15 protein-coding genes are annotated in these 12938 nt (G+C 66.2%); 9 read left to right on the forward strand and 6 right to left on the reverse strand.

All coding sequences use genetic code 11. The annotated features are described in order from the left end of the window. Positions 1-77: 77 nt before the first annotated feature. Positions 78-1682, forward strand: coding sequence for a benzoate-CoA ligase family protein (locus GA0116996_RS10235; RefSeq protein WP_092310265.1), 1605 nt, complete (start codon positions 78-80; stop codon positions 1680-1682). A 46-nt stretch (positions 1683-1728) separates the two neighbouring features. Continuing rightward, complete coding sequence (locus tag GA0116996_RS10240; RefSeq protein ID WP_092310268.1) at positions 1729-3099, forward strand: MFS transporter; 1371 nt, start codon at positions 1729-1731, stop codon at positions 3097-3099. 96 nt (positions 3100-3195) lie between these two features. Here GA0116996_RS10240 and GA0116996_RS10245 read toward each other — a convergent pair whose 3' ends face one another. Beyond that, positions 3196-3873: an isochorismatase family protein gene (locus tag GA0116996_RS10245; protein ID WP_092310271.1), complete on the reverse strand. Its 678-nt coding sequence runs from the start codon at positions 3871-3873 to the stop codon at positions 3196-3198. A gap of 148 nt (positions 3874-4021) precedes the next feature. Here GA0116996_RS10245 and GA0116996_RS10250 point away from each other — a divergent pair, with 148 nt between their 5' ends. The 4 genes from GA0116996_RS10250 to GA0116996_RS10265 all read left to right on the forward strand — a co-directional run bounded on the left by GA0116996_RS10250 (position 4022) and on the right by GA0116996_RS10265 (position 6317). Next, a complete protein-coding gene (locus tag GA0116996_RS10250; RefSeq protein WP_092310273.1) occupies positions 4022-4930 on the forward strand; it encodes a LysR family transcriptional regulator in 909 nt (302 codons plus the stop codon). Between the two features lie 476 nt (positions 4931-5406). Further along, positions 5407-5640: an isochorismatase gene (locus GA0116996_RS28570; protein ID WP_092310276.1), complete on the forward strand. Its 234-nt coding sequence runs from the start codon at positions 5407-5409 to the stop codon at positions 5638-5640. 115 nt (positions 5641-5755) lie between these two features. Beyond that, complete coding sequence (gene infA, locus GA0116996_RS10260) at positions 5756-5977, forward strand: translation initiation factor IF-1 (RefSeq protein ID WP_008646230.1); 222 nt, start codon at positions 5756-5758, stop codon at positions 5975-5977. A gap of 85 nt (positions 5978-6062) precedes the next feature. Beyond that, entirely contained in the window at positions 6063-6317 is a 255-nt protein-coding gene (locus tag GA0116996_RS10265; protein WP_092310279.1) for a translation initiation factor 1, read from the forward strand. 80 nt (positions 6318-6397) lie between these two features. Here the strand turns inward: GA0116996_RS10265 and GA0116996_RS10270 are convergent, their stop codons facing one another. The 3 genes from GA0116996_RS10270 to GA0116996_RS10280 form a co-directional block, all read right to left on the reverse strand. Then, complete coding sequence (locus GA0116996_RS10270; RefSeq protein WP_092310282.1) at positions 6398-6772, reverse strand: hypothetical protein; 375 nt, start codon at positions 6770-6772, stop codon at positions 6398-6400. 44 nt (positions 6773-6816) lie between these two features. After that, the gene (locus tag GA0116996_RS10275) at positions 6817-7143 is read right to left on the reverse strand and encodes a hypothetical protein (RefSeq protein WP_092311195.1); all 327 of its coding nucleotides are present in this window, start codon (positions 7141-7143) and stop codon (positions 6817-6819) included. Positions 7144-7209: 66 nt separating this feature from the next. Further along, entirely contained in the window at positions 7210-7509 is a 300-nt protein-coding gene (locus GA0116996_RS10280) for a hypothetical protein (protein ID WP_092310285.1), read from the reverse strand. Here GA0116996_RS10280 and GA0116996_RS28255 point away from each other — a divergent pair. Further along, positions 7508-7675 carry a hypothetical protein gene (locus tag GA0116996_RS28255; RefSeq protein ID WP_167355491.1) on the forward strand — a complete coding sequence of 56 codons (168 nt, stop codon included), beginning with the start codon at positions 7508-7510 and terminating at the stop codon, positions 7673-7675. The genes GA0116996_RS10280 and GA0116996_RS28255 overlap by 2 nt on opposite strands. Before the next feature lie 15 nt (positions 7676-7690). On the opposite strand, the gene GA0116996_RS10285 is transcribed toward GA0116996_RS28255, so the two are convergent. Beyond that, positions 7691-7894 (reverse strand): cold-shock protein, encoded by a 204-nt coding sequence (locus GA0116996_RS10285; RefSeq protein WP_012356438.1) that lies wholly within the window; start codon positions 7892-7894, stop codon positions 7691-7693. Between the two features lie 282 nt (positions 7895-8176). On the opposite strand from GA0116996_RS10285, the gene GA0116996_RS10290 reads away from it, so the two are divergent. Next, entirely contained in the window at positions 8177-8404 is a 228-nt protein-coding gene (locus tag GA0116996_RS10290) for a hypothetical protein (RefSeq protein ID WP_092310289.1), read from the forward strand. Between the two features lie 85 nt (positions 8405-8489). Here GA0116996_RS10290 and GA0116996_RS10295 read toward each other — a convergent pair whose 3' ends face one another. Then, positions 8490-10727: an NADP-dependent isocitrate dehydrogenase gene (locus GA0116996_RS10295; RefSeq protein WP_092310292.1), complete on the reverse strand. Its 2238-nt coding sequence runs from the start codon at positions 10725-10727 to the stop codon at positions 8490-8492. An 895-nt stretch (positions 10728-11622) separates the two neighbouring features. Between GA0116996_RS10295 and wecB the strand changes: the two genes are divergently transcribed. Further along, positions 11623-12801, forward strand: coding sequence for a non-hydrolyzing UDP-N-acetylglucosamine 2-epimerase (wecB, locus tag GA0116996_RS10300; RefSeq protein ID WP_092310295.1), 1179 nt, complete (start codon positions 11623-11625; stop codon positions 12799-12801). The last annotated feature ends 137 nt before the right edge of the window (positions 12802-12938 follow it).

Here is a 12938-nt window from a genome sequence, read left to right on the forward strand (position 1 = left end):
CCCACCGCTTTCCCGCGCCGCCACATCCGCATGGCGGCGCGCGGCACACCGTACACCAGCAACAGGGGAGACAACCCATGAACGCCACGCCCGCAGCGCCACCGGTCCGGCCACCCGGCACCCCCTTCAACTTTGCCGCGCACCTGCTCGACTGCAATCTCGCGCGCGCCGGCAAGGTGGCCTATGTCGACGACGACGGCCAGCTCACTTATGGCGAACTCGACCAGCGGGTGCGGCGCCTGGCCGCGGCGCTGCTCGGCGCCGGCATCCGCCGCGAAGAGCGCGTGCTGCTGCTGATGCACGACTGCACCGACTGGCCAGTGTGCTTTCTCGGCGCGATGTACGCCGGCATCGTCCCCGTTGCCGTCAACACCTTGCTGACCGCCGACGACTACGCCTACATGCTGCAGCACAGCCGCGCCCAGGCGGTGCTGGTATCGGCCGCGCTGCTGCCGGTACTGCAGGAAGCGCTGGCGCGACCCGGGCATGAGGTGCGGCAGGTGCTGGTGTCGCGTGCGCAAGAAGCATTGCCCGATGGCGTGGCGGCGCTGGAAACGGCGCTGGCCGCGCAGGCTCCGCTGCCGGCGCCCGCCGCCACCGGTTGCGACGATCCCGGCTTCTGGCTCTACTCGTCGGGCTCGACCGGCCAGCCCAAGGGCGTGGTGCACAGCCACGGCAACCCCTACTGGACTGCGGCCCTCTACGCCGGGCCGGTGCTGGGCCTGAACGAGCAGGATGTGTGCTTCTCCGCGGCCAAGCTGTATTTCGCCTACGGGCTCGGCAACGGCCTGAGCTTTCCGCTCAGCGTCGGCGCCACGGTGGTGCTGATGGCCGAGCGGCCCACGCCCGATGCCACCTTCCGCCGCTGGCTGAAGCACCAGCCGACGGTGTTCTTCGGCGCGCCGACCGGCTATGCCGGCCTGCTCGCGTCGCCGGCGCTGCCGGCTCGCGCCGAGGTGGCGCTGCGGCTGTGCTCGTCGGCCGGCGAAGCGCTGCCGGCGGAGATCGGTGAGCGTTTCACCTCGCATTTCGGCTGCGAGATCATCGACGGCATCGGCTCCACCGAGATGCTGCACATCTTCCTGTCCAATCGTCCCGGCCAGGTGCGCTACGGCACTACCGGCTGGCCGGTGCCGGGCTACACCATCGAGCTGCGCGACGAGGACGGCCGCGCGGTGCCCGACGGCGAGATCGGCGACCTGTATATCCAGGGCCCCAGCGCCGCGATGATGTACTGGGCCAACCGCGAGAAGTCGCGCGAGACCTTCCGCGGCGGCTGGACCAAGAGCGGCGACAAGTACGTGCGCAACGCCGACGGCACTTACAGCTACGCCGGGCGCAGCGACGACATGCTCAAGGTCAGCGGCATCTACGTGTCGCCGTTCGAGGTCGAGGCCACGCTGGTGCAGCACCCCGCGGTGCTCGAAGCCGCCGTGGTCGGCGTGCCCGACCACGACGGGCTGCTCAAGACCAAGGCCTTCGTGGTGCTGAAGGCCGGCGCGCAGCTGGGCGAGGACGAACTGAAGGCCTTCGTCAAAAACCGGCTGGCCGCCTTCAAGTACCCGCGCGCGATCGCCTTCGTCGAGGCGCTGCCCAAGACCGCCACCGGCAAGATCCAGCGCTTCCTGTTGCGCGAACGAGAACTGCAGGCCGCCGCAGAGCGTGCCGCCGCGGTGGCGTGAGCGGCAACGCCGCCCTGCCGCCACCCCAACCATCCGGAGACAAACCATGCGTCAGATCGATGTCCACCAGCTGGCCGACACGGCCCGCTTCAACCGCTTCCATGCGCTCATCCTGTTCTGGTGCGCGCTGATCATCATCTTCGACGGCTATGACCTCGCCGTGGCCGGCATCGCGCTACCGTCGATCATGAAGGAGATGGGCGTGACCGCCACCAGCGCAGGCTTCATGGTCAGCTCGGCGCTGTTCGGCATGATGTTCGGCGCGATCTTTCTCGGCACCGTGGCCGACCGCATCGGGCGCCGGCACGCCATCGCCATCTGCGTGGCGCTGTTCAGCGTGTTCACCGCGGCGGCGGGCCTGACCAGCGATCCGGTCAGCTTCAGCGTGACGCGCTTCCTGGCGGGGCTGGGCATCGGCGGGGTCATGCCCAACGTGGTGGCGCAGATGACCGAGTACTCGCCGCGCAAGCTGCGCGGCACGCTGGTGACGCTGATGTTCAGCGGCTATTCGGTCGGCGGCATGCTGGCCGCCCTGCTGGGCAAGGGACTGATCGAAAGCTACGGCTGGCAGTCGGTGTTCCTCGCCGCCGGCCTGCCGGTGGTGCTGATCCCGCTGGTGCTGCGCGCGCTGCCGGAGTCGATGCCCTACCTGCTCCGCACCGGCCAGACCGCCGCGCTGCAGTCGGTGGTATCGCGGCTGGCGCCCTCGCATCGCCCGCAGGCCGGCGATGTCTTTGTCCTGCCCGCGGACGAGGGTGCGGCCGGCGCCGCCGCAAGCGCGCCCATCCGCCGCCTGTTCCAGGACGGCCGCGGCGTCAGCACGGTGATGTTCTGGGTCGCGTTCTTCATGTGCCTGTTCATGGTGTACGCGCTCAGCTCGTGGCTGACCAAGCTGATGGCGGGCGCGGGCTACAGCCTGGGCTCGGCGCTGACCTTCGTGCTGGTGCTGAACTTCGGCGCGATGCTGGGCGCCATCGGCGGCGGCTGGCTGGCCGATCGCCTGCCGATCAAGCATGTGCTGATCGGCATGTACACGCTCGCGGCGGTGTCGATCACGCTGCTGGGCTATCCGATGCCCAGCGCCGCGCTGTTCGTGGTAGTGGGCCTGGCGGGCGCCTCCACCATCGGCACGCAGATCGTTACCTATGCCTACGCGGGCCAGTTCTACCCGATGGCGGTGCGCGGCACCGGCATCGGCTGGGCTTCGGGCGTGGGGCGCAGCGGTGCCATCCTGGCGCCGATCGTGATTGGCGTGCTGGTGGGAATGTCGATGCCGCTGCAGCAGAACTTCATGGCGATGGCGATTCCGGCGGTCATCGCGGTGGGGGCGGTGTCGATGATCAACCACCGGCGCTCGGCCTCGGCGCAGGCCGAAGCCGCAGCGGCGCCGGTGCGCGCGGTTGTGCGCGAAGCCTGAGGGCAATTGCTCCGGTGGAAACGTTGCGGGCGCGGCAAGGGATCCCTTGCCGCGCCCGCTATGTTTCCACCTGCAGCAGTGCCTAGCGTCAGGAACTTAACGCTGGGAGTCCAGCACCTCGTGCTTCTTCTCGACTTCCTGCGCCTTCATGTAGCTTTCGATCAGCAGCTGGTAGGCGGGGAAGATCTTGGTGTAGACCTCGGCCCATTGCTGCGCGTCCGGGCGGTTCCAGCTCTGCTGCAGCTCCGAAGCCACCGCGGCGGTGTCCATCGGCACCACGCCGGCCTGGACGATGCGCGCCAGGGTGATTTCCTGCGCCATCTTGGAATAGGTGCCCGAGGCGTCGACCACCGCGAACACCTTGTAGCCGTCGGCGACCGCGCTGATCGACGGGAACGCCATGCATACGCTGGTGATGGTGCCGGCGATGATCAGGGTCTTCTTGCCAGTCTCGCGCACGGCGGCGACAAAGTCAGGGTTGTCCCAGGCATTGATCTCGCCTTTGCGGGCGACGTATTTGGCATGCGGGGCGTTCTCGTGGATCTCGGGGATCAGCGGGCCGTTGGGGCCTTGCGGCACCGATGCGGTGGTGATCACGGGCAGCTTGCACAGCGTCGCCATCCTGGCCAGTGCGGCTGCGCGCAGGCGCAGTTCGGGCATCGGCATGTCGCCCACGGTCTGGAACAGGCCACTCTGGTGGTCGATCAGCAGCATTGCCGTATCGGCGGGATCGATGGCCGGACGCTTGCCGTTGAAATTGGCGGGTGTGGTCATTTGGCATTCTCCTATGCGGTTGGCAAAACCGGCGGACCGGACCATCCGGAACCGACCGTGTTGCGAAAGCATAGGACTTGGCAAATCCCACCGGTAGACAACAAAATCTGCCCTCAGCGTCCTACTGGCAGGACGACAGGAGCCGCCGTTGCATCCGGACCTCAATGACCTGTACTACTTCGCGCTGGTGGTCGACCACCAGGGCTTCGCCCCGGCCGGCCGCGTGCTGGGCATTCCCAAGTCCAAGCTCAGCCGGCGCGTGGCATTGCTGGAAGAGCGCCTGGGCGTGCGCCTGATCCAGCGCTCGACGCGGCGCTTCTCCGTAACCGAACTGGGACAGACCTATTACGCCCACTGCAAGGCCATGCTGGTCGAGGCCGAGGCCGCCGAGAGCGCGATCGAGCAAAGCCGCGCCGAGCCCAGCGGCCTGGTGCGCATGACTTGTCCCGTAGCCCTGCTGCATGCGCGCGTTGGCGAGATGGTGGCCGACTTCATGGCGGCCAATCCCAAGGTCATCGTGCACCTGGAGGCCACCAACCGGCGCGTCGACGTGGTCGCCGAGGGCATCGACCTGGCCGTGCGGGTGCGCGTGCCGCCGCTGGAAGACAGCGACCTGGTGATGCGGAAGCTGGCCCAGCGCGCGTGGTGCTTTGTCGCCAGCCCGGCGCTGCTGGCCAATCACGGACCGCTGCTGGCGCCGGCGGACCTGAACGCCCTGCCCACGCTCGACCTGGGCCCGCCCCGCCCCTCGCACACCTGGTCGCTGTACGGACCCGGCGGCGCCAGCGCCGACCTGCACCACAAGCCGCGGCTGGTCACCGACGACATGATCATGCTGCGCACGGCGGCGGTGGCCGGTGCCGGCATCGTGCAATTGCCGGTGATGATGATGACCGAGGAGTTGCGCGATGGCCGTCTGGTGAAGGTGCTGCCGGAATGGTCGGTCAAGGGCGGCGTGATTCACGCCGTGTTTCCGTCAAGGCGCGGGCTGCTGCCGTCAGTGCGCGAACTGATCGAGTTCCTGTCGCAGCGTTTTGCGCAGATCGACGAATCCTGAGCGATGCAGCGCAGGCGCGCCACAGGTATCGCCCGTCACACGAGCAGGCCTGGCGCGGAAGTGGTATCATCCGGGATCCTATGTGCAGACCAGACCGGCAACGCCCGACTGCTGCGCATCTGCCGCAGTCCTCTGTCCACTGGAAGCACTTCAGCAGCGGCATATCAGGCGCAAACCCGGACCGATCCATCGATCCCCGGCGCGTCTTCGGGCCGGACGGCCCATCACCCTTTTCCGACCAGCGGCTGGTCCGCTCCGCAACGATCACCCGTACCGCTGCATCCCTGCACCCTGGTACGCCGGCGTATCGGCTTGCGCAGGCATGGTCCATTTCACGCCAGATGCAACGCCCGTGCTGTCGCCCGGGCCAGATGCTGGCACACCGCAACGGCTGACGGCCGCCACCGCGCCACGCGCCGCATCGGCATGCCGATGCCCCGCGCCGCCCACGGCCGCGCCCATGAACAGGCAACACATTGAATCGAGTCAACCCTATCCAACACAGCTCTTATACCGTTTCCGTCTACCCGATTCAGCAGGAACCCGGCGTCTGGTTCGCGACCTACATGATTGCGGAATACCGCAATGGCGCCGAACGCATCGTGGCCAACGTGGCCATGCGCCACGACACCCACCGCTCCGAAGCCCGCGCCAGGCAGGCTGCCCGCCGCGCGGGCGAACATGCCGCAGCCCGGCTGCGCCAGCAGTAAGCCGCGGCAGGCCGCAGTCAGGCCGCAGTCAGCCCCCTCCCCTCGGTCCGCCGTCAGCGGCTGGCCGCCACCCCAAGCCCGCGCACAAGCTGCGCGGCTACAGCAAGGAGTTCCCTTGGCAAAAGAAGAACTGGTCGAATTTGGCGGCAAGGTGTCGGAAGTGCTGCCCGACAACCGCTTTCGCGTGATCCTGGAAAACGGCTTTGAAGTCTGGGCGTATTCGTCCGGTCGACTGAAGAAGAACCGCATCCGCGTGCTGGCGGGTGATCGCGTCACGCTGGAAATGTCGCCCTACGACCTGACCAAGGGACGCATCAACTACCGGCACAAGTCGTAGCCGGACGCGCCCTGCGCCATGGCATGCGCCGCAGCGGCGCATGCCATCCCTCAACGCCTTATCCCTCAATCAAGGAGAACCGATCATGTCCGTCATCGAAGAATGGGAAGCCCTGCATCTGACGCCTGAAGGCTGGCAAGCCGGCAGCTACCGGCATGCGCCGTGGCAAGCCGTGGAGATCGCGCCGCCGGCGGCGGGCGTGCTGACGGTCAGGCGCCACGTGACGGCCACCTATTGCGGGCCCTCGCGCGCAGTGGAAGACCGCACCCCGGAGATCACCGACATGGCGCTGATCGAAGCGCTGCTGGAGCGCCACGGCGACCCCGTGTTCCAGATCTGATTGCAGTGCCCCACGAGCTGTGCGCGACGCGCTGCGTGCCCGTGCACTAGCACCCGCGGTGCCGCGGGCACGCCGGCACCTCAGCCCAGCACGCGCACATGCGGCCGGGCCGTCCTGAGCCCGGCGCCGACCGAGCGCAACTCACCGTCCCAGGGGGCGGCGGCCAGGTCCAGCACGTAGTCGCCCTCGCGCGCCTTGTCATGCAGCTGGTCGCGCACCACCTGGCCGATGGCCAGGCGGCACAACGCCTCGCCGCTGGTGGCAAGCTGGCCCTGCAATGCGGCAGGGTCGGTCAGCACGCCGAACGAGCGCCGCCCCACCCCCACGAAGCTGGTGAACAGCACGCCGGTAGGATGCTCGGCATCGATGAAGCAGACCGCCACGTGATAGGTGATGCCTTTGCCCTCGCCGGGCAACGTGCACAGAAAACCGGATGATCCCGTACGCATGTCCATGAAAGGACTCCTTGCAGTCTGACGGATAACGCCTGGGGCAACGCCTACAGCGACGCCACCGATTCGCCGGCAACCAGCCCGTTGATGATGTCTTCGCCGAACTGCAGCGCGCCGCGGCGCGCCGAGCCGATGTTCTCCCAGCGCGACTGGCCGACGGGGAACACGCGCGCATGGTCTTCGCCAGGGCGATAGCCCTCGCGACAAATCACGATGGAAGCCAGGAAACTGTTGTCGGGCTTGGTGCGCGGCCACGCCTGCTGAGGCCGGTGGCGGTAAACCAGGGGGTACAGGTCAAAACCCTTGTAGCTGGCAAAGGGCGTGCTGCCGGGAACATTGTTGCCGGGACTGCGGCTGGGACTGCTGTCGCTCACGACGGCTCCATGCGGCATCGTGCCGCGTTGATGGGGAAGACATCCAGGACCGGCGCCCAGGTTGGATCAGGACGCCGGCAAACCGGTCGATGCCACCGAAAGCCCTGGCACCGCGCCGTTGATGATGGCCTCGGCATAGCGCAGCGCACCACGGCGTGCACCGCCGACGTTGTCCCACGGCGTGGCTTCCAGGCGGAACGTGCGCGCCTGCGCGCCCTCCGGCGACTCGCCCTCGAGGCAGATCACCACCGCCGCATCGAACGAGCGATCGGGTCGCGGTTCCGGCCATACGCGCGTGATGGTGTGCTTGTACACCAGCGGGTAGAGGTCATACCCCTTGTATGTCGCAGCTGGATAGATATCCATGGCAGTCTCCGCCGGAGATGGTGGTCTTGCCCCCACTCTACGCCTGTTGACGGCCGCGCAGTGGCTTTATTTCGTCATCGGCGGGCAGCATGCCGGCCAAAACAAAAAAAGCTCCGCCGTGGCGGAGCTTTTTCTCATCGAACTGGCGCCGTGGCGCTCAGCTTAATGGGTGCGGTGCAATTCAGATCGGCTCGATCTTGGTCGCGGCCGGGCCCTTCTGGCCGACGCCGGCGACGTAACGCACCTTCTGGCCTTCTGCCAGCGACTTGAAGCCGCTGCCCTGGATTTCGGAGAAGTGCGCGAACAGGTCGTTGCCGCCTGCATCAGGCGTAATGAAGCCAAAACCCTTCGAATCGTTGAACCACTTGACGGTACCGGTTTCCATGTTGGATTCCTCAATAAGTTTGTTCTCACCGGTAAAAGCGCCGGCAAGGCATGACGATCAAGGAAGACACAAGGAGAAAAAGTGGCGCCGTACGGGCAAGCACCTGGACTTCGAGGTTGCTGCTTGAAAGATCCTGCATCCACCCTTATACAGGTCACCCCCTGCCAAGTCAACGAACTTCTCCGGATCGCCGCGGAATCGTGCGCAAAGTGCGGCTTGCGGGTCTTCGCGTCCTGCATGCGGCATGCATGCTACAGTGGCCCATCGAAGGGAACACCACGGATGACACTCTGCACTGCCTGCCAGGCCATTGAACGCCATGTGCGCGGCGCCCCCGGGCACGCCGCACTGCGCATCACCGACACCCGCCGCATCAAGCCGCCGCGCTCGGCGGCCGTCACCATCAGCAGCTTCGTCTGCCAGGATTGCGGTGCCCTGTGGACCTACCGCGACCAGAAGAGCGGTCCGGAACAAGGCTGGGACCTGCCCGCGCCAACGCCGCCGCAATAGGCGAACCTGCGCCGCCATGAAAAAACCCCGGACCGAAGTCCGGGGCTCTTGCCAGCAGCCGGCCCACCGCGTGGGCCGGGCGCAATCAGGCTGCGACCGAGGCCAGCGCGGCGTTCAGCGTCTGGCTCGGGCGCATCGCGGCGCTGAGCTTGGCGGCGTCCGGCTGGTAGTAACCGCCGATGTCCACCGGCTGGCCCTGCACCGCGGCGAGCTCGCCAACGATCTTCTGCTCGTTGTCGGTCAGGGTCTTGGCCAGCGGCGCGAACCTGGCGGCCAGTTCCGCGTCGTCCGACTGCGCGGCCAGTTCCTGGGCCCAGTACATCGCCAGGTAGAACTGGCTGCCGCGGTTGTCCAGCTCGCCGGTCTTGGGCGACGGGCTCTTGTTGTTGTCGAGCAGCTTGCCGGTGGCGGCATCCAGCGTCTTGGCCAGGATCTTGGCACGGGCATTGCCGGTCTTGATGCCGACGTCTTCCAGCGACACCGCCAGCGCCAGGAACTCGCCCAGCGAATCCCAGCGCAGGTGGTTTTCTTCCACCAGCTGCTTGACGTGCTTGGGCGCCGAGCCGCCCGCGCCGGTTTCATACATGCCGCCGCCGGCCATCAGCGGCACGATCGACAGCATCTTGGCGCTGGTGCCCAGCTCCATGATCGGGAACAGGTCGGTCAGGTAGTCGCGCAGGATGTTGCCGGTCACCGAGATGGTGTCCAGGCCGCGGATCACGCGTTCCAGCGTATAACGCATCGCGCGCACCTGCGACATGATCTGGATGTCGAGGCCGCTGGTGTCGTGGTCCTTCAGGTACGTTTCTACCTTCTTGATCAGCTCGGCCTCGTGCGGACGGTACGGGTCCAGCCAGAACACCGCCGGCATGCCCGAATTGCGCGCGCGCGTGACGGCCAGCTTGACCCAGTCGCGGATCGGCGCATCCTTGACCTGGCACATGCGCCAGATGTCGCCCTGCTCGACGTTCTGCGTCAGCAGCACTTCACCGGTGGCCAGGTCGACGATGTTGGCGACGCCGTCTTCGGCGATCTCGAAGGTCTTGTCGTGCGAGCCGTATTCCTCGGCCTTCTGCGCCATCAGGCCGACGTTGGGCACGGTGCCCATGGAGGTCGGGTCGAAGTTGCCGTTGGTCTTGCAGAAGTTGATGATTTCCTGGTAGATCCGGGCGAAGGTGCTTTCCGGGATCACCGCCTTGGTGTCCTTCGGACGGCCGTCGGCGCCCCACATCTTGCCGCCGATGCGGATCATGGCCGGCATCGAGGCATCGACGATCACGTCGTTGGGTGCGTGCAGGTTGGAGATGCCCTTGGCCGAGTCCACCATCGCCAGTTCCGGGCGATGCTCGTGGCAGGCGTGCAGGTCGCGGATGATCTCTTCGCGCTTGGAGCTGGGCAGCGACTCGATCTTCTCGTACAGGTTGACCAGGCCGTTGTTGACGTTGACGCCCAGCTCGTCGAACAGCGCGCCGTGCTTGGCGAAGGCTTCCTTGTAGAAGATCTTGACGGCGTGGCCGAACACGATCGGGTGCGACACCTTCATCATGGTCGCCTTGACGTGCAGCGACAGCATCACGCCGGTCTTGCGCGCGTCTTCGAACTGCTCTTCATAGAAGGCGCACAGGGCCTTCTTGCTCATGAACATGCTGTCGATGATCTCGCCATCCTGCAGCGACACCTTGGGCTTGAGCACGATGGTCTTGCCGCTCTTGGTGATCAGCTCCATCTTGACGTCGCGCGCGCGGTCCAGCGTCAGCGACTTTTCGCCGTGGTAGAAGTCGCCGTGCTTCATGTGCGCCACGTGCGTGCGCGAGGCCATGCTCCACTCGCCCATGCTGTGCGGGTGCTTGCGCGCGTAGTTCTTGACCGCGGCCGGGGCGCGGCGGTCGGAATTGCCTTCGCGCAGGACCGGGTTCACCGCCGAGCCCAGGCACTTGGAATAGCGCTTCTGGATCGCCTTCTCTTCGTCGGTCTTGGGATCTTCCGGATAGTCGGGCACCTTGTAGCCCTTGCCTTGCAGTTCGCGGATGGCGCTGACCAGCTGGTGCACCGAGGCCGAGATGTTCGGCAGCTTGATGATGTTGGTGTCGGGCAGCTGCGTCAGCTTGCCCAGCTCGGCCAGGTTGTCCGGCACGCGCTGGGCCTCGGTCAGGAATTCGGGGAACTCGCCCAGGATACGGCCCGCCACCGAGATATCGCTGGTGGTCACGTTGATGCCGGCCGGCTTGGTGAAGGTCTGGATGATCGGGAGGAACGCACTGGTCGCCAGCAGCGGGGCTTCGTCGGTCAGCGTGTAGATGATGGTGGGTTGCTGGGTACTCATTGCTTCTCTCAGATCCTCTAACGGGGTGGTGGGTCGTCTGCCCGCTGGGTCACAGCGGGCAGCACAGTCGGCGAAAAATAGAATTCTGCCTCAGTTTCCTTTCAGGAGACTGAAAATCTACGCCGTCAAGCCCTTTCCGCTCACGCCTGGGCGCCGGTAGTCCGCTCCACAACGCGCTTCGTCGTCATTGTCGACATCCCAATGCCCAAGGCACATGTTGTAAATGATACTTATATCTGATTTGCGAGCAGTTTCATCCTAGCAACCCAATGCAGGCGTGCTCCACCAGCGCTCTCTTACGCCAAAAGAACGAGAGGGCGTTCCATGCGCACGCGGGAGCCATCGCGTCTATCCGCCATTTGCCTCGGCGCGTGCGCCGAATCGCCCACATTTCGACCATGCCCCAGCGTCGTGATGGCCCGCGGCGCCGCCGTGCTCCGCCATGCTAGGCACCACAAGCCTGGAGCAATCCGGAACACGGGCTGACGTTTCACAGCGGAAACGTCGTATCTGACAAAAAGCGAACCACAAAGCATTAAGTTGCCACTTTTTGCTTCAAATCCGGACGGCGAGCCCGGTTCTGCCAGCCCGCGCGCCAGGCAAGCGGGTGTATTTCTTACTGCATTTTGTTTCAGCCGTGCAACCCGGAAGGACCGGCAAGTCGGGCGGCTGGCCAGGTGTGACCCCCGGGTCCTCACGGGTCAAGGGTTGCAGCCCGCTGGCACAGCCATCGCTATGCCCTCGCGCAGGATGGGCACGCGTATCCGCCGACCCGCGCGGACCGATCCAGCCGGATTGGCGCTGTCCCGGTGGATAGCGCGATGCCAGCGAGCGACACCGCCTCTCTTGAAAAAAACAGCGGGCGGCATCTGCCGACCACACCAAAGAGACCGACATGCCGAAGAAAGTCCTGGCTGTATTCGGAACCCGCCCGGAAGCCATCAAGATGGCGCCGCTGATTCATCGCCTGAAGGCCTCCGACCGCTTCGAGTTGCGGGTCTGCGTGACCGGACAGCATCGCGAGATGCTCGACCAGGTGCTGCGGCTGTTCGAGATCGAACCCGATTACGATCTCAACATCATCAGCCAGGGCCAGAGCCTGAGCGACATCACCACGCGCGTGCTTGCGGGCGTGCATGCCCTGCTCGGTCAATACCTGCCCGATGCGGTGCTGGTCCATGGCGACACCACCACCACCCTGGCAGCGACCCTCGCCGCCTTTTACCGCAATGTCGCAGTCGGGCATGTCGAGGCGGGACTGCGCACCGGCGACCTCAGTGCCCCCTGGCCCGAGGAGATGAACCGCCGCGTCACCGACGTGATGGCCGCCTGGCACTTCGCGCCAACGCAGCAGGCGCAGGAAACCCTGCTGCGCGAGGGCGTGGACCCGATCCGGGTCAGCCTGACCGGCAACACCGGCATCGACGCGCTGCTGCAGGTCAAGGCCCGGCTGGACCGCGACGTGGTGATGCACCAGCAGCTGGCGGGGAACTACCCCTTCCTGGACAGCTCGCGCCGGCTGGTGCTGGTGACAGGACACCGGCGCGAGAACTTCGGCGCGCCATTCGAGCGCCTGTTCACGGCACTGCGCACGCTCGCTGACCGCAATCGCGATCTGCAGTTCGTCTATCCGGTGCACCTGAACCCGCGCGTGCGCGCGCCCGTGCATGCCATCCTGGGCGGGCATCCGGACATCCACCTGATCGAACCACAGGAGTACCTGCCTTTTGTGTTCCTGATGTCGCGGGCGCACCTGATCGTCACGGACTCCGGCGGTATCCAGGAAGAAGCGCCGGCACTCGGCAAGCCTGTGCTGGTTACGCGCGAAACCACGGAACGGCCCGAGGCCGTCGCCGCAGGCACGGCGCGGCTGGTCGGTTCTGATCCCGAGCGCCTGATTGCCGCGGCGGAGCAGTTGCTCAATGACGCCGACGAGTATGCGTGCATGTCGCGGGCGCACAACCCATTTGGCGATGGCCGTGCCAGCGAACGCATCGTTCTCGCGTTGGAGGGCCGCGCCGCCGAGTATTGCGGCGCGCCCGCCGGCATGGGCGCCGGCGTCACCACGCACTAGCCGGCACAGGTCCTGCGCGCACGACACGCACAACCCGCCCCCCCGACAAGCACACCTCGCATCCCTCGCACCACGCTACAGCCGCGGCCGGCCTGGTCGCTCACCGCAGGAGCATCGCAATGAAGCGCTCACGTATT

This window comes from Cupriavidus alkaliphilus (assembly GCF_900094595.1).
GTDB lineage: Bacteria > Pseudomonadota > Gammaproteobacteria > Burkholderiales > Burkholderiaceae > Cupriavidus > Cupriavidus alkaliphilus.